The sequence below is a fragment of the Arthrobacter sp. AOP36-A1-22 genome (genome assembly GCF_052377615.1).
Taxonomy (GTDB): domain Bacteria; phylum Actinomycetota; class Actinomycetes; order Actinomycetales; family Micrococcaceae; genus Arthrobacter_H.
This window is the reverse complement of record NZ_JBQSWX010000018.1, coordinates 41,720-67,640: the sequence shown is the minus strand read 5'-3', so window position 1 is coordinate 67,640 and position 25,921 is coordinate 41,720. Positions and strand designations below refer to the sequence as shown.

The following is a 25,921-nucleotide window of genomic DNA, read 5'->3' as shown; positions in this document are numbered from 1 at the left end:
GCTAGCTGGTTCAGTGCGTCGATATGGAGTCGGAAGGACACCCTGCCGGCACGGGTCATGGCCAGGGTGACGGGACGGCGTCCCGCGCGTACCGCGTTCGTCGGCTCGAGATAGCCGGCATCGATCAGCACCCGGACGTGCTTGCTCAACGTCGCGTCGGTGAACCCCAGCAGGTCACGGACCCTCCCGAAGGTTTCGCCGCGGACCGGCTCCAGCAGGGCACAGATCCGCAGCCGTGGAAGGGGGTGGATCACCGGGTCGAACCCGTCCTGGCTCATGACGGCTCAGTCCCGCGGGTTCCGGACGCGACGGGCCCAATACCGGTCCAGCGCCGGTCCGCCGATCGTGCCCAGGCAGAACAACACCACGGCGGCAATGACCGGAATCCACCACCAACCATGGGTGTCGTAGAGGGCGGAGTTGATTCCTCCGATGAACCCCACCACCAGCACGCCGCCCAGAAAGGGCAACCACATGGAACCGTGCAGGCGGATATGGCGCACCGCGCTGGGCTGCTTCCACGAGGCGAAGAGGAAGACCACCAGGATCGCTCCCGGCAGCACCAGCAGGGCCGCCGGCATCGACAGCAGATCGGTGACCAGTGGCACCAGGGCCAGGACGGCAAGGATGAAGCCCACCAGGAACCAATAGCGTGGTGGGCATTGCAGGCGTTCGGCATTCAGTTCACCGACGGCGCCGAGTGCTACAAGCGACTCCCCGGCCTGGGCCGCATTGGGGGTGTCATCGGAATCCATGCGGCCAGACTACATTTGTCTTGCCATACAGGAAAGACATTTTCATCCTTCAGCGACACCGGCTTCGCGTTGGTCGGGCCCTGTTTCACGACTATGATGGGCCTCATCGACCACCCTCGCGTGCGCCGCCAAATGCTGGCCCACCTTTCGGGGACCTCCACCGGTCAACACGACTTCACAAGGAGTTCCCCATGGGAAACGTCGGACTGCTGTATGTCGGCGCCGTGCTCTTCATCAACGGCCTGATGCTGCTGGGTTTCGTCCCCGGACGCGCTGCCGCCCCGATGAACTACTTCGTCGGGGCCATGCAGGTCATCTTCCCCACCATCATCATCGCCCAGTCCGGCGGCGACCCGGCCATGACGCTTTCCGCCTCGGGCCTGTACCTGTTCGGGTTCACCTACCTCTACATCGCCTTCAACATCACCTTCGGGCTCGATGGCGAAGGGGTCGGCTGGTTTTCGCTGTTCGTCTCCGGCGTCGCGGTCGTGATGTCCTATCTGCAGTTCACCCTCGTCGGGGATCCGGTCTTCGGGGTGATCTGGCTTTTATGGACCATCCTGTGGCTGATGTTCTACCTCGTCCTTGCCCTGGGCATGGAGTCGCTGACCGCCGCCACCGGCTGGTTCACCGTGCTCATCGCCCATCTCTCGGCCACGATCCCCGCCCTGCTGCTGCTCTCCGGCGCCTTCCAGAGCACCTGGCTCTGGGCGGGCATCCTCGCGGTGGCGGGAGCACTCGCCCTGCTTGTCTCGCTGATGTTGGGACGCCAAGGTGTGGGTCGGCCGCAATCTCCACCGTTGCCGCAGCTCCGCGACGAAATCGACGGCGGTGACGTCCCGACTCTCCCGGATCTGATCGCCCGCACCGAGCGCAGCGAACAGGGATCCCAGATCGTCATCTCGAACCCCCCGGTGTCCAGATCCTCCCGCCGCGTGGTCAACAGTCCTCTGCGCCGCCGGGCGCCCCGCCCCTGATTCCTCGGGATTCTTCCGCGGTCCATCCTCAGGACAGGCGGCCGTCGGCCAACCGTTCGGCGGATTCGAAGTAGGCCCGAGTCACCCACTCCTGGGTTCGGTGGGTCACCGGTGCCGCAGCCCGCATCAACCAGTTGGCCGGCTTCGAGTAGGCCAGGACCTCGAACCAGACGGTGCCCTCGTCATCTAGCACGGCGGTGAAGGCCTCCTCCCCCGCCACGGGATGGCCCTTCAGGGTTCCGTAGCCGAAGCCGGCCCGGCGCGGCCCGGTATCCGGATCCGCAGCCTCCGGCTCCAGGCTCCACAACACCCGGCAGGGCGCGGGCACCCGGATCGGTCCGATCCCCATGCCGGAGACGACGCGGACGCCCGGGCTCGCCCGCGGGGTATCCTCCGGCACCCTCAGTCCGGCACCGCGGTGCATCTGCCAATCCAGGATCCCGTCGGCCAGGCGGCGGAACGCGTCCTCGCCGGCCCCGACGCGTGAGCGCCGCCTGACGGTTCGGTAACCCGCCGGCGCGTGCCCGAGTTCGGTCAACCCATAATCGGTGTAGGTCAGATCCCCGGGCTGGCCGATCCGGGCGAGCCGGCGCAGTGCCGCCAGCTCGCTGGGCCCCTGTTTGCCCAAGGCGGCACCGATGACGGCCAACGACGCCTTCGCGCCGGAGCGTACGGGAACGTGGACCTGACGGCCGCCGGGCAGTCCCAGTGCAGGGGCTGAGAGCCCGAGCAGGTCGCGGTACCGCCCCGGAAGGGAATCAACGACGGCGGCAAAGAGCAGGCGGTAGCCGGGCATCAGCATCGGATCCAGCGGAGGGTTCTTCAGGAAGGACACCACCTCATCCACGCGAGGACCACCGGCCAGGAGGCCCTCGTCGTCGTACCCCTGAAGGCGTTGACGCAATTCGGCGTCGGTGCGCGGTGGATCGATGACCCCCATGAGTTCACCGGCCTTCGCCCATTGGCCGACATAGGCGTCGGCACCACCGAGCCGTGTTGGCACGGGGCCGCGGAAGAGTTCGTAGGAACGCAGGAATGCGTCGGTGAAGGCCAGGTGGACCCATTCGGACAGCCCGGGGTCGTTCGCCGAGTAGCGACGGCCGGTACCCTGCGCGTCCATATACTCCCCCCGGACCGGAACATGGAGTTTGCGGACATACCGGCAGGCTTCGTGGGCGGCGACCGTATCGCCGTAAGTGAGTGTGAAGATCCAGCGGATGGTTCCCGCGAGTCGACCCAGCGGATCCTCGCGGTAATTCGAATGCTCGGCGACGCCGGCGAGCGCGCCCGGATGCAGGGCCTGGATCAGGAGGGCACGGATCCCGGCGGCAATCGGCGTCGTGCCCCCGTTCACCTGCCAGACGACGGATCCGGCGTTGAAGTATCCGGCATCCTCGCCGTTCTCCAACGCGTCTTCCCAGGCAGGAACAGTTTCGGTTTGGCCGGCGAAGGTCATCCGCAAACGGGTTCTCAAAGGTGCCAACAGGTCCATTCCCCAAGCCTACTCCCGGGTCAGGTTCGGCTACTCCGATGCGAGACCAGGGCAACGATGAGCCCGACACCGAACCAGACGAGCCCGACGAGCAGTGCCAGCTGCGTGGCCGAGGCAAGGACCACCCCGAGCATCAGGGCCCCGACGACCGGGATGGCGCCGTGGGCGAACCAGGTCCCGCGCGCGGCGGCCTTCTGCTTCACCAGGTAGTAGCCGATCACCGAGACGTGCAGCAGGATGAACGCCGTCAGCGCCCCGACGTTCACGATCGAGCTGAGGATATCGAGCCCGTCGGCCCGGGTGGCCGCCCAGACGGCGACGACGATGTTCCCGCTGGCGGTGATCAGGATGCTGCGTACCGGCACCCCGGTCCGCTCCGAAACCGCGGCCAGTGCGTGCGGCAGGCGCCGCTCCCGCGCCATGTCCATGATGATCCTGCTGCCCGCGCCTTGCCCGACCATCGCCGCGAAGGCCGCGCCCGCCGCCTTGGAGAGGGCGAGCAACCAGTGCAGCCATTCGCCGATGCTGTCCTCCACGGCCACATAGTAGGCGGCACCTTCCAGACTCGGATCGGCAGCCAGCTGCGCAGGCGTCGTGGTGGAAAGTAGTGCCCCGACGTAGGTCTGGGCGACGAAGAGCAGTCCGGCCGCCACCAGGCAGATCAGTGTCGCCCGGCCGACGAGCCGGACGGTCCCCTTGGTCTCCTCGGCGAACGTGGCCAGGGCGTCGAAGCCCAGGAAGGAAAGCACCGCGACGGAGACGGCCGCCAGGACCGCGGTCAGCGAGAAGCCGCCGATCCCGGTGAACGGGCTGAGCCAGGGCCGTTCCGGTCCGGCCGTCGCCAGCACATAGGCACCGCAGACCAACACGATCAGCAGGACCAGGACCTCCAGGAGTACGACGGCGGTGATGACCTTGGAGGCCACACGCACCCCGGCCAGGTTCAGCGCCGTGGTCCCCACCACGGCGACGGCGACGAACACCCAGATGGGCACGGACGGGAACAACGAGTTCAGGGCGATGCCGGTGAACATGTAGGCGACCGAGGGGATGAGCAGGTAGTCCAGCAGGATCATCCACCCCGAGACATACCCGGCGCGGGGCCCGATCCCGGCCCCGGCGTAGGCGAAGACGGAGCCGGCCCGGGGGATTTCCCGCGACATGCGCATGTAGCTGGAGGCGGTGAAGGCCATGACCAGGGTGGCCACGACATAGACCGTCGCCACCGCTCCCCCGGACTTGGCGTCGAGGGTGCCATAGATGCCCACGGCAGCGGCGGGACCGATGAAGACCAGACCGTAGAAGACCAACTGCCCCAATGTCAGACTGCGCTTGAGCGATCCCTGGGCCGGAGCGGATTCCGGGGCGTTGGCGTCCATCCTGCCATTCTGTCGCAGTTTCCCCCGGACCGGGCTCACGATCCTGAAGTTGCTCCGAGCCGGACAAACGCCGGAGCCTGCGCCGCCTGGGTTCTCGAAGCCTGCCGGTTCAGGCCGGTGCACCATTCCGGATAGACGCGGAACCCCCGTTTTCCGGGATGCCCCTGCGAACTGGTGATGCCCAGCTCGCGCAGGTGTGCCGCGGTGAACCAGAAGAGCCCCCGGCGTTGGTCCTCCTCCACCACGAATACGGCGAGACCCGCTATTTCTTCATCGGCCGGAAAGGGCTCGGTGGCGCCCTGCTCGGATCGGCGCCACACGGCCACGAAGGCTCCCGCTTTCGTCGGGGTGACGCGGGCGGTGCGCAACCGCCAGCGCTGCCCTGAGACCGGTGCATTGCCTGCTTCGTAATCGCTGTTCTGTTCCTCCGGGGCAACGGGAACGAATTCCGTCCGCAGGCCCAGGGTGTGCTCGACGTACCAGTCGAAAGCGGAAAAGCGCATCCAGTGAGCCTAGCGCGACAGCGCTTCACCCCTTGGTCCGCGGGGCCCTTCCGCGTACCGTGAGCGCATGATCACCCGCATCGGTACCGCCATGTTGTACGTCTCGGATCAGGACGCGTCCCTTCGGTTCTATCGTGATCTGCTGGGATTCGTGATCGTCACCGATCAGGACATGGGCCACGGCGCCCGATGGCTCGAGCTGGCCCCGGCGGAAGGAGCGACCACGATGGCGCTGCTCGATGCCGGCCAGGCCGGCAAGCAGGCGGGAGAGGGCGCCTACCTGACCTATGCCTGCGAGGACATCGCCGCGACCGTCGGCTGGCTCCGCGAGCGCGGCGCCACGGTCACCGACCCCGATATCCAGCCGTGGGGCTCGTTTGCCTTCATCGACGGCCCCGACGGGCACCGCGTACAGATCCACCAGAAATGATCCCGGCCCCCACCGCCGGGGTGCCCTGAGGACGCGGCAAACAACGCACGGAATTTGCTCGGTTTCAACCAATACCGTGTGACCTTGTTCACCTATTGCACCGAATTGTCACGCGGCGGTACGGGAACCGGCCTCCGGGCCGAAGATCCGAGTGGACCGAGAGGCCTGCATCACGCAATAATTGCCGATCGACCACCGCGCCGCTGCTGTGACAGCGTCCGCCCACCAAGAATCGGAGAACCATGTCGGCAGACGTCGTGGGCCTGGCTCTTGCCCTGTTGGGACTCATCGTCCTGCTCGGCAAGCTGATCCGGGTACGTAGCAAGATCGCGCAGAAGTTGTTCCTGCCGGCCTCGATCCTCGGGGGATTCCTGGCCCTGCTGCTGGGACCCTACGTGTTCGGCAATTTGGCCTCGCTGGCCGGTACCGACAGATTCGCCGAGGGTGGCCTCTTCGGAACGCAGATCCTCGAGGTCTGGGGCACGCTGCCCGGCCTGCTCATCAGCGTGGTGTTCGCGGCACTGTTCATGGGTGAATCGATCCCCTCCCCCAAACGTGCCGCCCGGCTGCTGGGCCCGCAACTGAGCCTGGGCGTCACCTTCGCCTCCGGGCAGTACGTCTTCGGCCTGGCCCTGGCCGTCCTGGTCCTGGTCCCGCTCTTCGGGATGACCCCCATGGCCGGGGCACTGATCGAGATCGGCTTCGAAGGCGGCCACGGCACGGCAGCCGGCATGGCCCCGGTCATGAACGAACTGGGGTTCACCGAAGGACCGGACCTGGCGCTGGGCATGGCCACGATCGGCATCGTCAGCGGCATCGTCATCGGGATCGCAGCCATCAACTGGGCCGTGCGCACGGGGCGGACCGAGGTCATCTCCGCCTCGACCAAGCTTCCGGACAATGAGCTCAAGGGCCTCTACTCCAAGGACGACCAGCCCTCGGCCGGGCAATTGACCGTGCGCTCCTCGTCGGTGGAAAGCATGACGCTGCACGTGGCCTTCATCGCGCTGGCCATCCTCGTCGGACAGGTGCTCCTCTCGGCGCTGCAGTGGATCGAGAGCGTCACCTGGGCCGACAGCGTCCAGGTCTTCGAATACGTTCCGCTCTTCCCGTTGGCGATGCTCGGCGGGGTCATCATCCAGCTCGTCCTGGACCAGACCGGCAAGACCCACCTCATCGACCGTGGATCCATGATGCGCATCCAGGGCCTGGCCCTGGACCTGCTGATCGTCAGTGCCCTGGCGTCCCTGTCGCTGAAGGCGATCGCCGCCAACATCGGCCCCTTCCTGCTCCTGGCCGGTGTGGGCATCATCTGGAACGTGGTCGTGTTGTTCTTCCTCGCCCGCCGCTACATCCCGAAGTACTGGTTCGAACGCGGGATCGGGGACTTCGGGCAGTCGATGGGGGTCACTGCGACGGGCCTGATCCTCATGCGGATCGCCGACCCCGAGGGCAAGAGCCCCGCCTACGAGGCCTTCGGATATAAGCAACTGGTCTTCGAGCCGTTCTTCGGCGGCGGGCTGATCACGGCAGCAGCAATGCCCCTGATCTACCAGTTCGGGCCCTACCCCTTGCTGATCGGCATGGGCGTCCTGCTGCTCGCTTCGGTGTCCATCGGCCTGGTCAACGGCAAGCGGATGCGACGCTCCTCGGTGGCGGAGACTTCCCCGGCCCAGGGATGATCCCGGGCGCCGGGGCGGGCCGGTGACGCCCGCACTACCGGGCGGTGGCCACCAGGTAGTCCAGCGCCCGGCAGGCCCGCCACCCGGTCCAGAGGGCAAAGATGGCCGACCCCACCGCGGCCACGGCCCCGATGACGACCAGCGGCTGGATCTGCTGCCCCGGATCCGCGTTCCAGTTCAGCGTGAGTCCGGCGGCGATGCCGCAGCCGATGGACACCAGCCACAGCACGAGGGTGGCGACGAACATGCCGGACACTGAGTGCGGGCGATTCATGGGGGTTCCTCCTCGGTGACGTCGATAGCGCCAGCGTATCCCCCCGCCCCGCGGACCGATCCGCCGATGGCATGATGGTCGCATGAGTGAAACCCAGGATTCCAGCACCCGTTCCATCGAATTGTCACGTAACCGGACGGGCCACTACACCGCCCGCAATGCCGCGGGAGCCGAGGTCGAATTCGGCCAGGGCGAGGGGCTGCTCTCCCCCGTGGAACTGCTCTTGGCGGCCATCGCCGGTTGCTCGGCGATCGATGTGGACGTCGCCACCTCACGTAGCGCCGAACCCACCCAATTCGAGGTCACCGCCTCGGGCGACAAGATCGCCGACGAGGGCGGTGCCAGCCGGATGGAGAATCTGAATCTCGCGTTCAAGCTGGCCTTCGGCGATGACGCCGGGGGCCAGAAGGCGGCCAGCATGGTCGAACGCCTCGTCAAGCTCTCCCACGATAAGCACTGCACGGTCTCACGCACCGTCGAGCACGGAACCCCCGTGGCCTTCGACGTCGAGGTCTCCACGGGTGAACCGGCCTAGAACCGGGACCATCGCAGGGGGCGTGCTTCAGGCGTCGACCTGGAGTTCGCCCATCTGCTCCCAGCCTTCGCCCTCGACCTGGCGGCTGACGATGAGCGGTGTTTCGGCCAGGGTCGGGCGCATGGCCTCCAGGCCATCGGCGAAGTGCTGGCTGCGCACATGGGCCTCACCGGCCCCGTCCTGGAACGCCTCAACGAGCACGAACTCGTTCTCCGCTTCGACGCTGCGCGACCACTCGAACCAGAGGTTGCCTTCCTCGGCGCGGGTGGCCTCGGTGAAGGGCCGGGTGATCTCGAGGAACGAGTCGACGAATTCGGGCTTGACCTTGTACTTGACGACGATGAAAATCATGCGCCCAGCCTATCCCCGAGCCAGCCCATTCCACCCCAGGCGTTCGCGCTCGGCCTTCGGAAGCGATTCGACGACCAGATCGTAGGAGTCCTCGATCAGGTCACGCACCGTGGCATCATCGAGTGATCCGGCGCAGGCCACCGTGTTCCAGTGTTTTTTGCTCATGTGGTAGCCGGGAGTGATTTCAGGGTGCGCGGCCCGCAGCTGGTCGGCCAGGACCGGCTCGCATTTCAGGTTCGCGCGCGCCGGGTCCGATCCGTCCCAGAGCAGGGCGAACATCTTCACCCGCCCTTCGGGGGATCCAGAAACCTTGAACACACTGGCATCCGGGCCGAACGGATGGTCCTCGAACACCCCCGGCAACCCGAGGCAATAGGCACGGAAGGCGGAGTCGTCCATACCCGGCATCCTACGCGGTACGACGCCGGCACCCGAGGGGTGCCGGCGTCGTACCGCAGGAGGACGTGGTTGCTGTTTATTTCACGGCACCCATCGACAGGCCACGGACCAGCTGCTTCTGGGCCAGCCAACCGGCCAGGACCACCGGCAGCGAGGCCAGCACCGAGGCCGCCGAGAGTTGGGCCAGGAACAAGCCCTCGCTGGTCATCTGCGATATCAGGAACACCGGGACCGTCGCCGCCTTCGCGGCGGTGAGGTTCAGAGCGAAGAAGAACTCGTTCCAGGAGAAGATCACACAGATCAACGCGGTCGCCGCGATCCCCGGGGTGACCATCGGGATCAATACGGAGCGCAGCGTCTTGATCAGTCCGGCCCCGTCCACCGAGGCCGCTTCGAGCACCTCCCCGGGGACCTCCTGGAAGAAGGAACGCATCATCCACACGGCGATCGGCAGATTCATGGCCGTATAGAGGATGACCAGCGTCCAGATGCTGTCCAGCGCCCGCAGCTGACCGGAGATCACGTAGATGGGCATGATGACCGCGACGATCGGGAGCATCTTGGTGGAGATGAAGAAGAACAACACGTCATTGGTCTTCTTCACCGGCCGGATGCTCAACGCATAGGAGGCAGGAATGGCCAACAGAATCACCAAGAGCGTCGAAACACCGGTGGCAATGAGCGAGTTCAGGAAGTAGGGGGCGGCATCGGAGCCCAGCACTGCCTTGTACTGATCCAAGGTGGGTTCGAAGAAGAAGCTCGGCGGGCTCGACGAGGCCACGTTCTCCTGCTTGAAGGAAGTCATCACCATCCATGCGATCGGGGCGAAGAAGACCAGTGCCGCGACCCAGGTGAACGTGGTCAGCAGACTTCCGCTGACCACCCCCTTCCGTCGCGGTTTATAGACTTCCGGGCGTTCGGCCCGGGTGCCGGACCCCGCGGTTTGTTGGGTTGTGGCGCTCATGACAGCTCCTTGTCGTCGAAGCTGCGGAAGATCAAACGCAGCGCAAAGATGGCGATGAGGATCGTGGCGATGACCACCACGACGCCCATGGCGGCCGCCTGGCCGATGTCGAAGCCCAGGAAGGCGCGTTGGTAGATGTAGAAGGGCAGGTTCGCGCTGGCCGTGCCCGGTCCGCCGGCGGTCATCAGGTAGATCTGGTCGAAGGTGTTGACCACGTAGATCGACCCGAGCAACACGGCCAGTTCCATGTACCGGCGCAGCTGCGGCATGGTCACCCAGGTGAAGGTCTTCCACCAGCCGGCACCGTCCAGCGAAGCTGCTTCGAGGACGTCCTTGGATTGGGCCTGCAGTCCGGCCAGGACCAGCAGCATCATGAACGGGGTCCACTGCCACACCAGGGCGATGACCACCGAGAGCAGCGGGAGCGAGGAGGTGAAGTCGATCGGTCCGATCCCCACCAACCCCAGCACCCAGTTGACCATCCCGTAACTGGGGTTGAGCATCGAAACGCTCCATAGCAGCGAGGAGGCCACCGGCATGATCAGGAACGGGGTGATCAGCAGGGTCCGCACGATCCCCCGGCCCAGGAATTCGCGGTCCAACAGAATCGCGAAGAACGTCCCCAGGACCAGGGCGACGGCCACGCAGCCCAGCGTGATCACCACCGAGTTCACGGCCGCGACCCGGAACGTGGAATCGGAGAAGATGTCCACGAAGTTCTGCAGTCCCACGAAGATGTTGCCGTCGGGACGCAACAGGTTCCAGGACCGCAGCGAATACCAGATGGTCAGCAGGAAGGGCAGCTGGGTGACGATGATGGTGAAGATCAGCGCGGGAAGCAGCGGCAGCCGGCGGCTCCAGCCCTCCCTACGCCGGGCACGGCGCTGTCGCGCTGCGTGCGGTGCGGAGTCGGCGGCCGCCTGCTGGCGGTCCGTCCGGGTCAACGTACTCATGGCCTAGCCCTTCTTCTGGTAGGTCCGGGCCACGGTGGCCGCGAAGTCCTGCGATTGGCGCAGCGCGTCCTCGACGCTTTGGCTGCCGGCGATGGAGGCGGAGATCTGCTGCGCCACCCGGGTGCCGAGGTCCTGGAATTCTGGGATCCCCACGAACTGCAGTCCGGTGTAGGGCACCGGATGGATCATGGATTTGTCCTGGGTGGCATTGCCCATGGCCTTCAGCGTCGGTGTCGCGTAGTCCTCGGCGATCGAGGCGTATTCGGGAATCTCGTAGGTGGATTTGCGGCTGCCCGGGGGCAACCGTTCCCAGCCGATGGAGTTGCCGACCAGCTTCAGGTAGTCCTTATTGGTCATCCAGGCGATGAAGTCCCATGCGGCCTGCTTCTTCCGGCTGGTTTGCGGGATGGCCAGCGCCCAGGTGTAGAGCCAGCCGGCCGACTCGGTCTCCTTCACCGGCGCCAGGGCATAGTTGGTCTTTCCGGTGACCTTCGACGAGGACGGGTCCTCGATGGAGGAGACCATCGCCGTGGCGTCGTACCACATGGCCGCGTTGCCCTGGGAGAACCGGGTGATGCAGTCGCCGTACCCCGAGGTCGCCGCCCCGGGTTGGCCGTAGCTGCGGACCAGGTCGACATATCCGGCCACCGCCTCATGGACCTCGGGGCTGTCCAGGGTGGCGTTCCAGTCCTCGTCGAACCAGCGCCCGCCGTAGGTGTTGATGACGGTGTCCAGCGGCGCCATCACTTCGCCCCATCCGGCCAGCCCGCGCAGGCAGATCCCCGAGAAGCCCTTCTGCGGCGCGTGCAGTTCCTTCGCGAATCCGCGGATCTGTTCCCAGGTCGGTTGTTCGGGCATGCTCAGCCCCGCTTTCTCGAAGAGGTCTTCGCGGTAGACCACGAACGAGGACTCCCCGTAGAACGGGACCGAGTACTGGCTTCCCTGATGGGTGAGCGACTCACGGATGGTCGGAATGAAATCCTGGGCGTCGTAGCCCTGGGTCTGTTCCATATAGGGACCCAGATCGGTGATCCACCCGTTCTCGGCCCACATCGGAGTCTCGTAGTTGGAGATCATCACGACGTCGAACTCCCCGCCTTCGGTGGCGACGGAGGCGGTGATCTTCGCGCGGGCCTCGTTTTCCGGAAGCGAAACGAAGCGGACGTCGATGCCCGGATGCTTGGACCGGAAGTCATCCATCAAGGAGATCGCGTCGTTCATCTGCGGGTTGGAGACGATGGCCACGATCAGGCTGGTCTTCCCACCCGCCGTCGCCTGTCCCGAGCAGGCGCTGAGCCCCGCAGCGGCCACGGCACCGATCCCGGCGCCCATGAATCCCCGGCGGCTGAGGGGAAAATCCCGTATCGCCATTATCTGCTCCTCGCTCGAGCGACCGCTTCGCTCATGTGATAACCATCAAGTGCTCATTTGTTATGTGACTCTAGTCATATAAGATCATTTGAGCAAGACATTCAACTCACATGAGTCGGACCCGAGGGAGTGCCGACCTAAACGAAGGAATCCACCCCATGCCCGAACGGCACGAGGAAATGTTGGCGCAGATCGCCAGCGAGTACTACCTCGAAAACACCTCGAAGGTCGAGATCGCCAAAACCCACGGGATCTCCCGCTTCCAGGTCGCCCGCTATCTTGATGAGGCACGCCACGAAGGCATCGTGCAGATCACCATCCGTCGCCCTGCAGCCGTACCCGTCGAAGAAGCGGAACTGGCCCGCGCCCTGGGCATCACGTCGGTGACCATCGCTCCGACCCCGACGGGAGCCCTCGACGAACGCGACCGACTGGCCCGTGCGGCAGCAGCAGTCGTCGCCGGGGTCGTCACCGAGGGGTGCCGACTGGGGGTCTCCTGGTCGCGCACCTTGCAGGCCATGGCCGGCCACCTGCCAACACTGCCCGGTTGTGACGTCGTCCAGCTCGCCGGCTCCATCACGGTCACCGGCGGCAGCGGTTCGGGGGCGCTGATCCATCGGCTCGGGGCAGCAGCCGGTGGCCGGACCTGGCCCCTGCCGGCCCCGCTCATCCTTGAAACGGCCGAGACGGCAGCGAGTCTGCGCCGCCAGCCGGAGATCTCCGACGCCCTGAAGGCGGCAGAGGACCTCGATGTCGCCGTCGTCGCCCTGGGCGATTGGGTCCCCGGGAAGTCAACCGTCTATGAACGCCTCTCCCCCACCCAGCGTCAGGCCGCCACCGCGGCGGGCACCGTCGCCGAATGCTCGGGCCGACTGCTGGCCGCCGACGGTTCAGCGGCCGCGGCAGGGGTCGATGATTGTGTCATCGCCGTCTCGCTGGCCCAGCTGAAAGCCACCCCGCAAGTCGTGATGGTCGCCCCCAGCCCGGACGGTGTCGCGGGGGTCCGCGCTGCGGTGGCCGCCGGAATCGTGAACCATTTGGTCCTTGGCCCATCACTGGCCCACGCCCTGGCCACGGAACTTGACCTGATTGAAGCAACCGCGACGGAGGATCCAGCATGAGCGACGTCGTCGTCGGCATTGATTCCTCGACCCAGTCCTGCAAGGTGCTGGCCCTGGATGCCGCCACCGGGACCGAATTGCGTTCGGCCAAGGTGGCCCACCCCGATGGGACCAGCATCGATCCGCGGATCTGGGCCTCCGCCCTGCACCGCGCCTGGAAAGAAGCAGACCCTGCGGGGGCAGGTACGGTGATCGGCGTCGGGCTGGCCGCCCAACAACACGGCATGGTCGCCCTGGACGTGTCCGGGGAACCGGTCTTCGAAGCGCTGTTGTGGAACGACACCCGCAGCGCTCCCGAGGCCGCGGCCATGGTCTCCGACCACGGGGCGGATTTCTGGGCCCGGGAAGTGGGATCGGTGCCGGTGGCCTCCTTCACCCTGACGAAGCTGGCCTGGTTGGCCAGGAACGAGCCCGAAGCCGCGGCACGGGTACACCGCGTGGTGCTGCCCCACGATTATCTGAACCACGTGCTCACGGGCCGCTGGTTCACCGATCGCTCGGATACCAGCGGCACCGCCTACTACCACCCCGCTACCGGATACCTCCCGGAACTGCTGACCGAATATTTCGGTCGCGCCCCCGAACTACCCGAGGTGATCGCCCCGGATGCCGTCGGAGGCCGTCTCCTGCCCGAGTTCGGGGCCGACGGTGCGGTCGTCTCGGCGGGCGCCGGCGATAATGCCGCAGCCGCCCTGGGCCTGGGCCTGCAATCCGGGGAAATCGCCGTGTCGATCGGCACCTCGGGCACCGTTTTCGCCTCCGTACCAGATCGCCCCACCGCGGATGCCACGGGGGCGGTGGCCGGTTTCGCCGATGCCACCGGTGGCTATCTCCCCTTGCTCGCGGTCATCAATTCGGCTCGGGTGATGGCCTCCACCGCCGAACTGCTGGGCGTTGGGCTGGCCGAATTCGACCGGCTCGCCTCCTGTGGGGACCCGTTGGCCGGAGGACTGAACCTCATGCCCTATTTCGATGGCGAACGCACGCCGAACCTCCCCGGGGCCACCGGGAGCCTGACCGGAATGAGCCGGGCCTCGTTGACCCGGGAGAATCTGGCCCGGTCCTCCGTCCTGGCCGTGATGAACTCGTTGGCCGATGCCGCCGAAGCCCTCTCCGAGGTGTCCCGACCGGCCCAACGGGCCCTACTGATCGGCGGTGGCGCGCGATCGGCATCCTTGCGCGCGGTGGCCCCCGAACTGCTGGGTATCGACGTGGACGTCCTGGAAGCCGGCGAATACGTGGCACTCGGGGCCGCCCGCCAGGCGGTGTGGTCAGCGACGGGCGAACTTCCTGCCTTCGAACGCCGGATCGAGACCCGACTCAGCCCCTCCGGAGCCGGCTGGGGCGCGCAATCCCGCAACCTCTACGCCACCGAACGCACCCGCCTCTACGGGGTGTAGGCCCCTCGTCGAGGCAGTAGCAGGGAGTTGGAGTCCTACGTCCAGCCATCCGCGCGCAAGGTGCGCAACAAAGCCAGCGCCCCGCCGTCGTCCAGGATGGCCAGCGCCTCCAGGTAGGGCCGGGTGAACTCCTCCTGGTCGGCCAGATCGCCAAAGAGTTCCCGGTCGCGCAGGAACGCCAACGGGTCCTGATCCTGGGCGGCCGCCGCCGCCAGGACCCGGTCGCGGAGCCGGTCCACGACCTCGATGGGTTGCCCGGCCTCGTCCACGCCGCGGGCGTAGCGGGCCCAGGAGGCGACGATCGCGGCGCTGAGGCGCACCGCACCGCCGTCGGACAGGTTCGCACGGATCACGGGGACCAGCCAGGTGGGGATCCGGTCGGAGGATTCGGCGGCCAGACGGGCCAGGGTGTCCTGGACCTGTTCGTTGGCAAACCGTTCGATGAGTTCGTGCCGGTACGCGTCCAGATCGATCCCCGGCACGGGCTGGAGGGTGGGGGTGGCTTCGCGTTCCATATAGGCGAGGAGGAACTCGACGAGCAGCGGGTCGGAGCAGGCCTCGTGGGCGAAGCGGTAGCCCGCTAGATAACCGAGGTAGGCGATGCCCTGGTGGCTGCAGTTGAGCAGGCGCAGTTTCATCAGCTCATAGGGTTCGACGTCGTCGACCAGCTGGACTCCTACCGACCCCCAGTCGGGGCGCCCGGTGGGGAAACTGTCCTCCAGGACCCATTGAATGAAGTCCTCGCAGACCACCGGCCAGGCGTCTTGAACCCCGTATTCGGCGGCAATGGCAGCCCGGTCGGCCTCGGTGGTGACCGGGGTGATCCGATCGACCATGGAGTTCGGGAAGGGCACCTGCTCGGCCACCCACGCCCCGAGCTCCGGATCCTTCAACCGGGCAAAGGTGGTGAAGACCTTCGCGGCCAGATGCCCGTTGCCTTGGATGTTGTCACAACTCATCACCGTGAACGGTTCGATCCCGGCGGCTCGGCGGCGACGCAGGGCCTCGGTGACGAACCCGAACGTGGTGGTTGGCACGGCCCCCTCGGCCAGATCCGCGGCGACGGCTGGGGTGGTGGCATCAAATTCCCCGGTGGAGGGGTTGTAGTTGTAGCCGCCCTCGGTCACGGTGAGCGACACGATCCGCACCATCGGGTCGGTGAGCTGCTCCAGGACCAGCTCGGGTTCGTCCGGGGCATAAAGGTAACGGGCGATGGAACCGATGACCCGGGCATCACGGGTTCCGTCGGGGGCCTTGGCCACCAAGGTATACAGCCCGTCCTGGTCGGACATGACATCGCGCATGCGCTGGTCGTGGGGCATGAGCCCAACCCCGCAGATGGCCCAGTCCAGGTCCTGACCCGCGTTCATCAGCGCGTCGAGATACATCGCCTGGTGGGCCCGGTGGAATCCTCCGACGCCGAAATGCACGATGCCGATCCGTCGTTGCCCCAACGGATACCCGGGCACGGAGACCGGGTCCTTCAGTACGGGCAGGGCCCCGGCATTCAGACGAGTCATGATGTGCTCCGATCGTGATGTAGCTAACAATCAAGAGCATAACATATGAGCATCTCACCATACTCAAATGAGCATACGAGTGAAGGGTGGCCCACTTGCTAGGGTGGGGCTTCGTGAACAGCTCAGATCCTTCCCGCGGTAATTCGGTGTGGCGCGCCCCCGGAATGCCGGCATTGCTGTCCCTGACGGCCGCCGGATTCGCCGGATTCGCCGCCCTGCTACCCATGGCCCCGCTGTGGGCCGTCCGCGGCGGCGCCGACGAGGCCGGATCCGGCCTGGTCAATGGCGCACTGCTGCTGACCACCGTCCTGACCCAGGGGTTCGTCCCCCGGCTGCTCCAGCGTCTGGGCACTGGTCGCGTTCTGGCTGCCGGCCTGCTGCTGCTCGGCGGACCGTCCCTGCTCATGCTCCTCTCCGACCAGCTCGGCTGGATCCTGGCCCTGTCACTGATCCGTGGGGTGGGGTTCGGGATCCTGACGGTCACCGGTTCCGCGGCGGTGGCCCACCTGGTGGCACCGGCGAGGCATGGTGCCGCCATCGGCGCCTACGGCGCGGCGATCGCAGTACCCCAACTGCTCCTGCTGCCTGCAGGACCCTGGTTGGCCGACACGATCGGCTTCTGGACGGTCTTCGCCCTGGGGACCCTGCCGCTGCTGGGCATCGTGGCGGCCCCGCGACTGGCGCTGGCCCTACGTGAACGCGAAGCCGAGCAATCCCGTCGCCGCCCGGCCCCGGCGACCCCGGCCGAGGAGAACACGACGACCGGGAAGCGACGGGCCCCCCGGCTTCCGGGCGGACTGCTCCGTCCCATGCTCCTGCTGCTGGCCGTCACCCTCGCCGGTGGGGCACTGATCACCTTCGTCCCGCAGATGAGCTCCTCGCCCGCCGCGACGACCGGGGGACTGGCCCTGCTCACCGCGACCGCGGCCCTCAGCCGGTGGCGTCTGGGCGCCTGGGCCGACCGGCACGGGACGAAGGCCTTCCTGTGGCCGCTGGTCCTGCTCACCGCCATCGGGCTCGTGCTTGCAGCCTGGGCCGTGAAGGATCCCGACGCGACCCGCGTCCCCCTGCTGCTGGTGGCCATGACGATCATCGGCATCACCTACGGAGGCCTGCAGAACCTCACGTTGCTGCTCTCCCTCTCGGCGGTGAGGCCCTCCCAGTACGGGACGGCGAGCGCCGTCTGGAACATGGGCTTTGATGCCGGAACCGGTCTGGGATCGGTGCTCGTGGGAGCCCTGGCCGCAGGGCTGTCCTTCCCCATCGCCCTGTTGGTGGCCGCCGGAATCTCGCTGGCCACTCTGCCTCTGGCGCTCATGCGCCAACGGGCGGCTCCTTCGGCCTAGGCTCAGGGGATGAAGAACACCGAGAAGGCGGCCGCAGAAGCCCGCAAGGCAGCTCGCAGCGAGTGGTTCGAACGCGCGGCCCGACTCGGCTACGTGGCCAACGGGGTGCTGCACGGCATGCTGGGCCTCCTGGCGTTGAACGTGGCCTTGGCGCGTGGCGGGGACGCCGACCAGTCGGGCGCCATGAGGGCACTCTCCGCGCAACCCGGGGGCGGGATCCTGATCTGGCTCTGCTTCCTGGGCTGCCTCCTGCTGGCAATCTGGAGCCTGACCCAGGCCGTCGTTCCCAGCCACAAGGGTGCCGGCTTCATCGTTAAACAGGCGGGCACCGGCGTCGTCTTCGCGGCCATCGGCACCACGTTCGGCAGCTACGCCCTCGGCGCCGGAAAGGACTCCTCCCAACAGAGCACGTCCATTTCGGCCACCCTGATGTCCTCACCCGCCGGAAGCGTCGCCCTGATCATCGCCGGTCTGGTCGTCATCGGCGTCGGGATCTACTTCATCTACTCCGGCGTGGCCAGAAAGTTCACCAAGAGCCTGCGCCGGCCCTCCAGCCCCACGGTGCAGCGCACCCTGATGATCCTGGGCACCGCGGGTTACGTGGCCAAGGGGCTGACTCTGGCCGCGCTGGGACTGCTGATCGTCGTCTCCACGGCACAACACGACCCCGAGGACTCCACCGGACTGGACGGGGCCCTGAAGGCAGTGCGCGATCAGCCGTTCGGGTCCTTCGCCCTCATCGCGATCGCCGTCGGCCTGCTGGCCTACGCCCTCTTCTTGTTCATGCGCTCGCGCTATGACGAGATGAAACAGGGTGCCGGGCTCTAGGAGCGCATCAGGTTGCGCCGCTCGATCGCCGGGCAGGCATCCATGACCACATCCAGCCCGGCAGCCGTGGCGCGGGCCGCAGCGGCCTCATCGACGACCCCGACCTGCAGCCATACGGCCTTCGCGCCGATCTCGATGGCCTGGTCCACGACCGCTCCGACCCGCTGCGAGTTCACGAAGCAGTCCACGACGTCGATGGTCCCGGGGATCTCGTCGAGCCGGGTGTAGCCCCGCTCCCCGTGGACGGTGTCCCCCTTCAGCGAGACCGGGACGATGTCCATGCCCAGGTCATCACGCACGATCCGCGCCACCCCGACGGCGGCTCGCATCGGATTATTGGACAGACCGACGATGGCCCAACGGGCCGGGGTGGTGAGCAGACGCCGGATGGTGTCCGGATCGTTGATGTGGTGCTGGCGCAGCTGTGGACCGTCGGTCCCGCCATCACCGAGTACCGGCTCGCGCAGCACCGGTTCGGAAAGCACCGGATCGGACACGTTCAGGACCGGCTCAGTGGTGCGCAGCTGCGGATCGGTGGTGCCCAACGGTGGTCCTTCGACCTCGGGAACCTCCGGTTCAACGACGGCTCCGCGACGGCCGGTCCCCGCAAGGTCGAGACCTGGCGGTGCCGATTCCCCGGGGGTGGACGGCGGACGGACCGGTGCCGCGGGGATGTCGACATCGGCAATATCGGCCTCCGGGATATCGGCTGCGGGGATCTCCAGATCGGGGATCCCTGCCAGCTCGGCATCGGACGGTTGGTTCTGCGGTGCTGGTTCCGTCATGGCCACCACCCTACAAGGCCCGTCGACGCCCGTCAGCCCACCGGGGTTGCCTGCTGCGTGGCCGCTGCCGAGCAACCGGAGAAAGCTCCCCGGTAGACGGCGGCCGGGTGGTTGTCTTCCAGAGTGGCGCCCCGGCCGAAGACCTTTTCCCGCAGGGTGCCGGGCGCGTACTCGCTTTGGGCCAGACCGCGGGCCCGCAACTCCGGCAGGACCCCCTCGATGAAGTCGGTATAGGAGCCGGGAAGTATCTGGTTGACGATGTTGATCCCGTCGATCCCGGCGTCCTGCCAGCGCTCGAGTTCGTCGACGATTTGTTCGGGGGTCCCCGAGATCTGTTGTGCTTTCGCCCGCGAGCGGGCCAGATCCCCCACGGTCGGCTTTCCGCCGGGCACCGAGGCGATGACCGCTTCGAGGATTCCGCGGGCCCCTTCGGTTTCGATATCGCCCAGCGGGGTGTCCAGGTCCAGGCCCCCCAGGTCCACGCCGATGCCCCCGCCGATATGGGCGATCAGGGCGTGGGGGTCCAGGTAGTCGTCGTACTCCGCCTCCTTGCGCCGGACCTCGGCCTCGGTGCTGCCCACCACGAAGGACAGTCCTGCGAAGATCTTCGCGTCCCCCGGTGACCTGCCCGCTTCGGCCTCCAGCGCCCGGATGGCCGTGGCTTGTTTGCGCACGTAGTCGGTGGTCGGGGCGAACAGGAACGTGGCCTCGGCATGGGTGGCAGCGAAGGCCTTGCCTCGCGGTGAGCTGCCGGCCTGGAAGAGGAACGGGGTGCGCTGCGGGCTCGGCGAGGACAAATGCGGGCCTTCGATCGAATAGCGCGGGCCCTGGTGGTGGATCTTATTCACCCGGGCCGGATCGGCATAGCGACCGGTCTGCTTATCGGCCAGCACAGCCCCATCCGCCCAGGAGCCTTCCCACAACTTATAGACCGCCGCCACGTACTCCTCGGCCCAGTCATAGCGGTCCGCGTGGGCGGCCAGGCCCGTCGCCCCGAAGTTGCGGTGGGAGTTCTCCAACACGCTGGTCACGATGTTCCAGGCCACCCGGCCACCCGAAAGGTGGTCCAGGGTGGAGAACTGGCGGGCCATCTGGAACGGGTCGGACTGCACCACCGAGCTGGTCAGCGCCAAGCCGATCTGAGAGGTCGTCGCGGCCAGCGCGGAGGCCAGCACCAGAGGGTCATTGGAGGGAACCTGGAGACCCTTCTCCACCAGGGAGGCCCACCCGCCCCCATGGTTGCCGTAGAGGCCCGCCACGTCGGCGAAGAACAGGGCATCGAATTTTGCGTCCTCGAGTTGGCGGGCCAGATCCACCCAGAGTCCGAGTTCGTTATAGCGGTGCTGTTGCGCCTCGGGGTGGCGCCACTGGCCTCCCAGGATATGGCTGGGGGTGTTCATCAAAAAGGCGCTCAGCAGCAGGCGCGGGCGTTGGTTGGTGCTCATGCTCGGGTGGTGTCCTTCGGAGTCGTGGTGGCTTCGCCGATGCTGTTCAGGCCGATGGGGATGGTGGCGTTGATATGGAAGTCACCGACGGAGCGGGCCTTGAAGGCCGCCGGGTTGTGGGTGGCCACGGTGCGGGCGTTGCGCCAGTGCCGGTCCAAGGATTTTCCGCGGCTGGTGGCGGAGGCCCCGGTCACGTCGAAAAGGGCCCCTGCGGCATCGAGGACCAGCGGCGGGACAGTCACCTGGGCTTTCTGCACGGCGATTTCCGCGCGCAGGAACGCCGCTTCCGTGTCCAGGGCCACAGCCGGATCGACGGCGGCGTCCAGGTCGCGGGCCGCTGCAGCAACCACTGCTTCGGCGGCATAGACCCGTGCGGCGAGGGTGCCGACGTGTTCCTGGATCTGTGCGTCATCGCGGAAGAGTCCGCCGGAGCCGGTATTGAACGTGCGGGTGCGGGCGGCGACGAGTTCGGAGGCGTCGCACAGGGCGGCCCGGCCGATCCCGGCCAGCACGGCCAGCAGGACCAGTTGGAAGAACGCCGGTTCCAGCGTGCTGGTGACCTTGCGGGAAATGATGTTTGCAGACTCGACGGCCACGTTGTCGAAGATCGCGGTTCCGGTGCCGGTCAACGGTTGGCCGAAGCCGTCCCAGTCATCGTGGATGGTCACCCCGTCGGCCCCGACCGGAACGACGGCGTACTGCCGGCCTTCGACACCTTCGGTGCTGGCCATCACGACCACCCAGTCGGCGAAGATGCTGCCGGTGGTGTAGTACTTCGCACCGTTGAGGACCCATCCGCCGTCGTGCTCGCTCAGTTTCGTTGCCGTGGTGCCCAGGGCGTTGCCACCGCGTTCGGTGGCCGCATTGCCGAAGATCTGCCCGGCCAGCACCCGCGGGAACCAGGTGTTGCGGAAGTCCCGCGGCTGCAAGGCGATGGTTTCGACGAAGGAAAAATGTGATCGCAGCAGATGGGCCACGTTGGAATCGGCGGCAGCCAATTCCACCAGCAGCCGGAACAGGTGTTCATGGTTCACCGGGTTCCCGCCGTATTCGGCCGGCACCCGCAAGGTGGTGAAACCGGCCTCCTGGAGGCACCCGACTTGTTCGAAGGGAAGCACATGGTCCTGTTCGCGGGCGACGGCGTCGACGGCGATGGCGTCGAAGACGGGGCGGAAGCGTGCGGCCAGGGCAAGATAGCGGGCTTCGGAGCCCTCCGGCACGGGGGTGTCGAAGGCCGGTGGGGTGGTGGTGGTTTCACTCATGGTCGTTCCTAACTGACGAGGGTATGTTCGGGCTCGGAGACGGGGCAGGCGTCTTGGCGTGCGTCCAGATCCCGCGCACTGGTTTCGGGGGAAAGCAGGGTGGTGACGACGGTGAGCGCGCCGACCGCAACGAAGTAGGCGATGACCCAGATCGGGCTGCCGCCGCCGGCGGCCAGCAGCGCGGTGGCCACCAGCGGGGCCAGGCCACCGCCCAGGACTGAACCGATCTGATAGCCGATGGACACCCCGGAAAAGCGGACCCGGGTGTCGAAGAGCTCGGAGAAGAACGCCGCCTGCGGCCCATACATCGCGTCGTGGCCGATGTTCATGCCCAGCACGACGGTCAGCACGATCAGCACGAAGCTGCCGGTATCGAGCAGCGGGAAGGCGATCAGGGCAACCAGGATGCTGAATATCCCGCCGAAGAGGTAGGTGCGCCGGCGCCCGATCCTGTCCGATACCCAGCCCCAGAACGGGACGGTGACCAGTCCGAGGGCGGAGGCGATGAGAATGGCCTGCAACCCGGTTTCGCGGCTGATTCCGCCCTGGGCCAGGTAGGTCAGGATGAAGACCGTGTAGACGTAGTAGAACGCGTTCTGGGCGATGCGCAGCCCGGTGGTCAGGGCGACTTGGCGGGGATGGGTGCGCAGCGATTCCAGCACCGGGCGGCGGGAGACCTGCTGCGTTTGAACCACCTGTTTGAAGGAGGCGCTGTCCTCGATCCTCAGCCGCACCACCAGACCGACGACGACCAGCAGGATGCTCGCCAGGAACGGCAGCCGCCATCCCCAGGCCAGATAGGCGGCATCCGGCAGGGCTGATTCCAGTCCCAACAGCACCGCCGTGGCCAACAGCATGCCCGCGCTCGGGCCGATTTGGGTGGCGCTGCTGGTCAGTCCGCGGCGTCCGGGGGCGGCGTGTTCGACGGTCATCAGGGCGGCTCCCGCCCATTCGGCACCGTAGCCGATGCCCTGGGCCACGCGCAGGATCAGCAGTAGCGCCGGGGCAATCCATCCGGCAGTGTCGTGGGTGGGCAGCAAACCGATCGCCGTGGTGGCGATACCGGTCAGCAGCAGGGAGGCAACCAGCACGGTCTTGCGTCCGATCCGATCCCCGTAGTGCCCTCCAAGAAGCCCACCAATGGGGCGGGCGATGAACCCGACGGCATAGGTGGCGAAGGCCGCCATGGTCCCGACCAACGGGTCGGCCGGTGCGAAGAACAGCGGGCCGAAGACAGTCGCCGCGGCGAGCCCGTAGAGCACGAAGTCGTAGCCCTCGATCGTGGTGCCGATGAAGCTGGCGACGGCGACGCGTGAACGCATCCTGCGGGTTGGCGGGGTGGGCGTGGTGGTGGTCATGGTGGTTCCTTTCCATCGGTCCCGGCGGAAGCACCTGCCCGAAACGGGTGGTTGCTGCGGAGTCAACGAGCCAGGTCTCTCGTCCGCTCTGGATGGTGGTTCTCGTAGGTGCTGCTAGCTGGTGGCCAGTTGTGCTCCCGCGAGCCGGTAGTCGGCGGCCCGGTGGCTGTCCTTGACCCGGTCCCCGGCGCCGAAGAGCTTCTGGCGCAGGGTCCCCGGCGCGTATTCGGTGGGGTAGGCACCCAGGGCCTGCAGTTCGGGGATGACGAATTCGACGACGTCCTCGAACGTGCCCGGGGTGATGGCGTAGGCGATGTTGAAGCCGTCCACGTCGGTGTCCTCGACCCATTCGACGAGCTTCGCGGCGACCTGGGCCCCGTCACCGACGGTGACCGGGCCGAAACCGCCGACGCCGATCCATTCGGCCAACTGGCGGATGGTCCACGGTTTGCCGTCATCCCCGGAGGCCTTCTTGAACGTCTCCACCGAGGACTGGATGGCATTGGACTTCACGTCCTCACCGATCACGTCGTCAAGGTCGTACTGTGACATGTCGATTCCGGTCCAGCCCGAGAGCAGGGCCAGCGACCCGTTGATGTCGGCGTAGGAGGCATAGTCGGCGTATTTGTTCTGCGCCTCCTCGTCTGTGGCAGCGGTGATGATCGTCTGCATCGTGTAGATCTTCACGTCGTAGCGGTCGCGGCCGGCGGCCTCGACATTGTCCCGGATCCTCCGCACGGTGTCGGTGAGGATTTCTTTGGTCGGACTATTCACGAAGACGGATTCGGCGTTCGCCCCCGCGAATTCCAGGCCGCGCGGGGAGGCACCGGCCTGGTAGATGACCGGGGTGCGCTGCACCGAGGGTTCGGTGATGGCAATGCCCGGGACCTTGAAGTACTTGCCCTCGTGGCCGATCTCGTGGACCTTCGACGGGTCGGTGTAGACCCCCGATTCCCGGTCGCGGAGAACGGCGTCGTCCTCCCAGGAACCCTCGAGCAGCTTATAGACCACTTCGAGGTACTCATCGGCGTGGTCGTAGCGTTCGTCGTGTTCCATCTGGTCTTCCTGGCCCATGTTCCTGGCTGCCGAGGGCAGGTATCCGGTCACCACGTTCCAGCCGAGGCGGCCGTTGGTCAGGTGGTCCAGGGTCGCCAGTCGGCGGGCGAACGGGTAGGGGTGTTCGTAGGCGGTTCCGGCGGTGACCCCGAAGCCGAGGTTCTCGGTGACGGAAGCCATCGCGGAGACCAGCAGGAACGGGTCGTTGACCGGGACCTGGGCGCCGGCGGAGAGCGGGGTGGAGTTGGTGGATCCGTAGACGTCGTAGGTGCCCAAGACGTCCGCGATGAAGATCCCGTCGAACAGCCCCTTCTCCAGCGTCTTGGCCAGTTCGGTCCAGTAGCCCAGTTCCTTATAGCGCCACGCCTGGTCCTGCGGATGACGCCACAGCCCCGGCGATTGGTGGACCACGCAGTTCATGTCGAAGGCGTTCAGGCGGATCCGGCGGCGTGCTGGTGTGGTGCTCATTTTTCTCCTTCAGGGGTCTTGAGGTCGCCGACGGCGCCGAGTTTGCGCGGCGTCGCGGCGTTGACCTCGTAGTCGCCGACGATGCGGGACTTGTACATGGCGGGGTTGTGGGTGGCTATGGTGCGCGCGTTGCGCCAGTGGCGGTCCAGATTGCAGGCGGTGGAGGTCGCCGAGGCGCCGAGGCCGTCGAAGAGCTTACTGGTCGCCTCGAGCACGAGTGGTTGGATGCTCGTCTGGGCCCGGTTGGCGGCCAGCTCACTGACCGCGTACTGCTCCGCGGGGCTCAGCCCCGGTTGGCCGATCACCGATTCGAGTTCGGCGATGGCGGCCAACAGGATCGCGTCCACGGCACAGGCGGTCGCCGAGATCTCTCCGATGACCTGCAGGACCTGGGGTTCATGCCGGGAGGGGACGCCGGTTCCGGTGGTGAAGGCGCGTTCACGCAGTTGGGTGTGGGCGCGGGCGTCGGCGAGGACCGCCCGGGCGATACCGGCCTGGACGGCGAGCAGTACCAACTGGAAGATGGCCGATTCCGGGTGGACGTCCAGCACCTCGGGGTCCAGGAGCGTATCCACGGGAACCCGGGCGAATCCGGTGGTCCCGGTGCCGGTGAGCTGTTGGCCGAATCCGTCCCAATCGTCGTGGATGACCACCCCCGAATGCTGGGTGGACACCACCGCGACGTGGCGTCCTTCAACCGCTGGCGCCATGGCGGTGACCGCCACCCAGTCGGCGAAGATCGTCCCGGTGCAGTAGTACTTCTGCCCCGTGAGCATCCAGCCGGCCTCGGACTGTTCGACGGCGGTGTTCAGGTGGCCCAGGTCGTTGCCGCCGCGCTCGGTGTAGGCGTTGCCGACGATCTGCCCGGCGACGAAGCGGGCGAACCAGCGCGCCTTGACCGCCTCGTCGTGGAGCAGCAGCACCGATTCGACGAAGCCGATATGGGCCCGCAGCAATTGGGCGATCTGCGAGTCGGCCTCCCCCAGCTCGATGAGCAGGCGGAAGGAATCAACCAGCGAGGCGCCGAAGCCGCCGACCTCCCGGGGGACCCGCAGGGCACCGAAGCGGGCCTGGTTGAGCCAGCCGACCTGTTCAAAGGGCAGGATCCGCCGGGCATCTCGGTCGGCGGCGCCATCGGCGATGCTGGCGAACACGGGTCTGAAGACCGCCGCGAGTTCGTCGTAGTGTCCGTCGGCGGGCACGCCGGGGGTCAGTTTGATCAGGTGTCGCGGGGTCGCTTCGTCGATCGGCAGGGCAGCCACAGAAC

Annotated in this window: 26 protein-coding genes and 1 riboswitch; of the genes, 8 read left to right on the top strand and 18 right to left on the bottom strand. The window is 66.8% G+C overall.

Annotation, left to right across the window (positions count from 1 at the left end; genetic code table 11):
- Both ACT3S2_RS11490 and ACT3S2_RS11485 read right to left on the bottom strand, forming a co-directional pair.
- On the bottom strand, positions 1-278 hold a 278-nt coding region (locus ACT3S2_RS11490; RefSeq protein ID WP_444561723.1), incomplete at its 3' end, for a transcriptional regulator.
- A 6-nt stretch (positions 279-284) separates the two neighbouring features.
- Positions 285-755, bottom strand: coding sequence for a hypothetical protein (locus ACT3S2_RS11485; protein ID WP_444554497.1), 471 nt, complete (start codon positions 753-755; stop codon positions 285-287).
- 191 nt (positions 756-946) lie between these two features.
- Here ACT3S2_RS11485 and ACT3S2_RS11480 point away from each other — a divergent pair, with 191 nt between their 5' ends.
- A complete protein-coding gene (locus ACT3S2_RS11480; RefSeq protein WP_444554496.1) occupies positions 947-1,732 on the top strand; it encodes an AmiS/UreI family transporter in 786 nt (261 codons plus the stop codon).
- A gap of 28 nt (positions 1,733-1,760) precedes the next feature.
- Here ACT3S2_RS11480 and ACT3S2_RS11475 read toward each other — a convergent pair whose 3' ends face one another.
- The 3 genes from ACT3S2_RS11475 to ACT3S2_RS11465 are packed head-to-tail and all read right to left on the bottom strand — an operon-like array spanning position 1,761 to position 5,106.
- Positions 1,761-3,224 carry a DUF1990 family protein gene (locus ACT3S2_RS11475; protein ID WP_444561722.1) on the bottom strand — a complete coding sequence of 488 codons (1,464 nt, stop codon included), beginning with the start codon at positions 3,222-3,224 and terminating at the stop codon, positions 1,761-1,763.
- Between the two features lie 20 nt (positions 3,225-3,244).
- On the bottom strand, positions 3,245-4,603 hold the full coding sequence (locus tag ACT3S2_RS11470; RefSeq protein ID WP_444555730.1) for an APC family permease: 1,359 nt from the start codon (positions 4,601-4,603) through the stop codon (positions 3,245-3,247).
- A gap of 35 nt (positions 4,604-4,638) precedes the next feature.
- Complete coding sequence (locus ACT3S2_RS11465) at positions 4,639-5,106, bottom strand: MepB family protein (protein WP_444555731.1); 468 nt, start codon at positions 5,104-5,106, stop codon at positions 4,639-4,641.
- Positions 5,107-5,173: 67 nt separating this feature from the next.
- On the opposite strand from ACT3S2_RS11465, the gene ACT3S2_RS11460 reads away from it, so the two are divergent.
- Together ACT3S2_RS11460 and ACT3S2_RS11455 are read left to right on the top strand one after the other, a co-directional pair.
- Complete coding sequence (locus ACT3S2_RS11460) at positions 5,174-5,536, top strand: VOC family protein (protein WP_444555732.1); 363 nt, start codon at positions 5,174-5,176, stop codon at positions 5,534-5,536.
- Between the two features lie 242 nt (positions 5,537-5,778).
- The gene (locus tag ACT3S2_RS11455; protein ID WP_444555733.1) at positions 5,779-7,218 is read left to right on the top strand and encodes a sodium/glutamate symporter; all 1,440 of its coding nucleotides are present in this window, start codon (positions 5,779-5,781) and stop codon (positions 7,216-7,218) included.
- Positions 7,219-7,252: 34 nt separating this feature from the next.
- Here ACT3S2_RS11455 and ACT3S2_RS11450 read toward each other — a convergent pair whose 3' ends face one another.
- Positions 7,253-7,492 carry a hypothetical protein gene (locus ACT3S2_RS11450; RefSeq protein WP_444555734.1) on the bottom strand — a complete coding sequence of 80 codons (240 nt, stop codon included), beginning with the start codon at positions 7,490-7,492 and terminating at the stop codon, positions 7,253-7,255.
- An 82-nt stretch (positions 7,493-7,574) separates the two neighbouring features.
- Between ACT3S2_RS11450 and ACT3S2_RS11445 the strand changes: the two genes are divergently transcribed.
- Entirely contained in the window at positions 7,575-8,027 is a 453-nt protein-coding gene (locus ACT3S2_RS11445) for an OsmC family protein (RefSeq protein WP_444555735.1), read from the top strand.
- Between the two features lie 27 nt (positions 8,028-8,054).
- Here the strand turns inward: ACT3S2_RS11445 and ACT3S2_RS11440 are convergent, their stop codons facing one another.
- The 5 genes from ACT3S2_RS11440 to ACT3S2_RS11420 form a co-directional block, all read right to left on the bottom strand.
- Positions 8,055-8,378 (bottom strand): putative quinol monooxygenase, encoded by a 324-nt coding sequence (locus ACT3S2_RS11440; protein WP_444555736.1) that lies wholly within the window; start codon positions 8,376-8,378, stop codon positions 8,055-8,057.
- A gap of 9 nt (positions 8,379-8,387) precedes the next feature.
- Entirely contained in the window at positions 8,388-8,777 is a 390-nt protein-coding gene (locus ACT3S2_RS11435) for an MmcQ/YjbR family DNA-binding protein (RefSeq protein WP_444555737.1), read from the bottom strand.
- 76 nt (positions 8,778-8,853) lie between these two features.
- A complete protein-coding gene (locus tag ACT3S2_RS11430; RefSeq protein ID WP_444555738.1) occupies positions 8,854-9,741 on the bottom strand; it encodes a carbohydrate ABC transporter permease in 888 nt (295 codons plus the stop codon).
- Positions 9,738-10,694 (bottom strand): carbohydrate ABC transporter permease, encoded by a 957-nt coding sequence (locus ACT3S2_RS11425; protein WP_444555739.1) that lies wholly within the window; start codon positions 10,692-10,694, stop codon positions 9,738-9,740. Before ACT3S2_RS11425 ends, ACT3S2_RS11430 begins: the two co-directional genes overlap by 4 nt.
- A 3-nt stretch (positions 10,695-10,697) precedes the next feature.
- Complete coding sequence (locus ACT3S2_RS11420) at positions 10,698-12,065, bottom strand: ABC transporter substrate-binding protein (protein ID WP_444555344.1); 1,368 nt, start codon at positions 12,063-12,065, stop codon at positions 10,698-10,700.
- 158 nt (positions 12,066-12,223) lie between these two features.
- On the opposite strand from ACT3S2_RS11420, the gene ACT3S2_RS11415 reads away from it, so the two are divergent.
- Positions 12,224-13,186 carry a sugar-binding transcriptional regulator gene (locus ACT3S2_RS11415; RefSeq protein WP_444555345.1) on the top strand — a complete coding sequence of 321 codons (963 nt, stop codon included), beginning with the start codon at positions 12,224-12,226 and terminating at the stop codon, positions 13,184-13,186.
- Complete coding sequence (locus ACT3S2_RS11410) at positions 13,183-14,586, top strand: FGGY family carbohydrate kinase (RefSeq protein WP_444561721.1); 1,404 nt, start codon at positions 13,183-13,185, stop codon at positions 14,584-14,586. The genes ACT3S2_RS11415 and ACT3S2_RS11410 overlap by 4 nt, the downstream gene beginning before the upstream one ends.
- Positions 14,587-14,621: 35 nt before the next feature.
- Here ACT3S2_RS11410 and ACT3S2_RS11405 read toward each other — a convergent pair whose 3' ends face one another.
- Entirely contained in the window at positions 14,622-16,106 is a 1,485-nt protein-coding gene (locus ACT3S2_RS11405) for a mannitol dehydrogenase family protein (RefSeq protein WP_444555347.1), read from the bottom strand.
- Positions 16,107-16,219: 113 nt separating this feature from the next.
- Here ACT3S2_RS11405 and ACT3S2_RS11400 point away from each other — a divergent pair, with 113 nt between their 5' ends.
- Positions 16,220-17,452, top strand: coding sequence for an MFS transporter (locus ACT3S2_RS11400; RefSeq protein WP_444555348.1), 1,233 nt, complete (start codon positions 16,220-16,222; stop codon positions 17,450-17,452).
- Between the two features lie 9 nt (positions 17,453-17,461).
- Positions 17,462-18,280: a DUF1206 domain-containing protein gene (locus ACT3S2_RS11395; RefSeq protein ID WP_444555349.1), complete on the top strand. Its 819-nt coding sequence runs from the start codon at positions 17,462-17,464 to the stop codon at positions 18,278-18,280.
- On the opposite strand, the gene ACT3S2_RS11390 is transcribed toward ACT3S2_RS11395, so the two are convergent.
- From ACT3S2_RS11390 to ACT3S2_RS11365, 6 genes are all read right to left on the bottom strand, one after another.
- Positions 18,277-18,702 carry a CoA-binding protein gene (locus ACT3S2_RS11390; protein WP_444555370.1) on the bottom strand — a complete coding sequence of 142 codons (426 nt, stop codon included), beginning with the start codon at positions 18,700-18,702 and terminating at the stop codon, positions 18,277-18,279. The two genes, ACT3S2_RS11395 and ACT3S2_RS11390, sit on opposite strands and share 4 nt — an antisense overlap.
- A gap of 395 nt (positions 18,703-19,097) precedes the next feature.
- Entirely contained in the window at positions 19,098-20,510 is a 1,413-nt protein-coding gene (locus ACT3S2_RS11385; protein WP_444561720.1) for an LLM class flavin-dependent oxidoreductase, read from the bottom strand.
- Positions 20,507-21,772, bottom strand: a complete 1,266-nt coding sequence (locus tag ACT3S2_RS11380) for an acyl-CoA dehydrogenase family protein (protein ID WP_444555351.1) — start codon at positions 21,770-21,772, stop codon at positions 20,507-20,509. The genes ACT3S2_RS11385 and ACT3S2_RS11380 overlap by 4 nt, the downstream gene beginning before the upstream one ends.
- Before the next feature lie 8 nt (positions 21,773-21,780).
- Positions 21,781-23,130, bottom strand: coding sequence for an MFS transporter (locus ACT3S2_RS11375; protein ID WP_444555352.1), 1,350 nt, complete (start codon positions 23,128-23,130; stop codon positions 21,781-21,783).
- 9 nt (positions 23,131-23,139) lie between these two features.
- A riboswitch (SAM riboswitch) is annotated at positions 23,140-23,229 on the bottom strand.
- 15 nt (positions 23,230-23,244) lie between these two features.
- Complete coding sequence (locus tag ACT3S2_RS11370) at positions 23,245-24,654, bottom strand: LLM class flavin-dependent oxidoreductase (protein WP_444555353.1); 1,410 nt, start codon at positions 24,652-24,654, stop codon at positions 23,245-23,247.
- Positions 24,651-25,916 (bottom strand): acyl-CoA dehydrogenase family protein, encoded by a 1,266-nt coding sequence (locus ACT3S2_RS11365; protein ID WP_444555354.1) that lies wholly within the window; start codon positions 25,914-25,916, stop codon positions 24,651-24,653. Before ACT3S2_RS11365 ends, ACT3S2_RS11370 begins: the two co-directional genes overlap by 4 nt.
- Positions 25,917-25,921 lie beyond the last annotated feature (5 nt).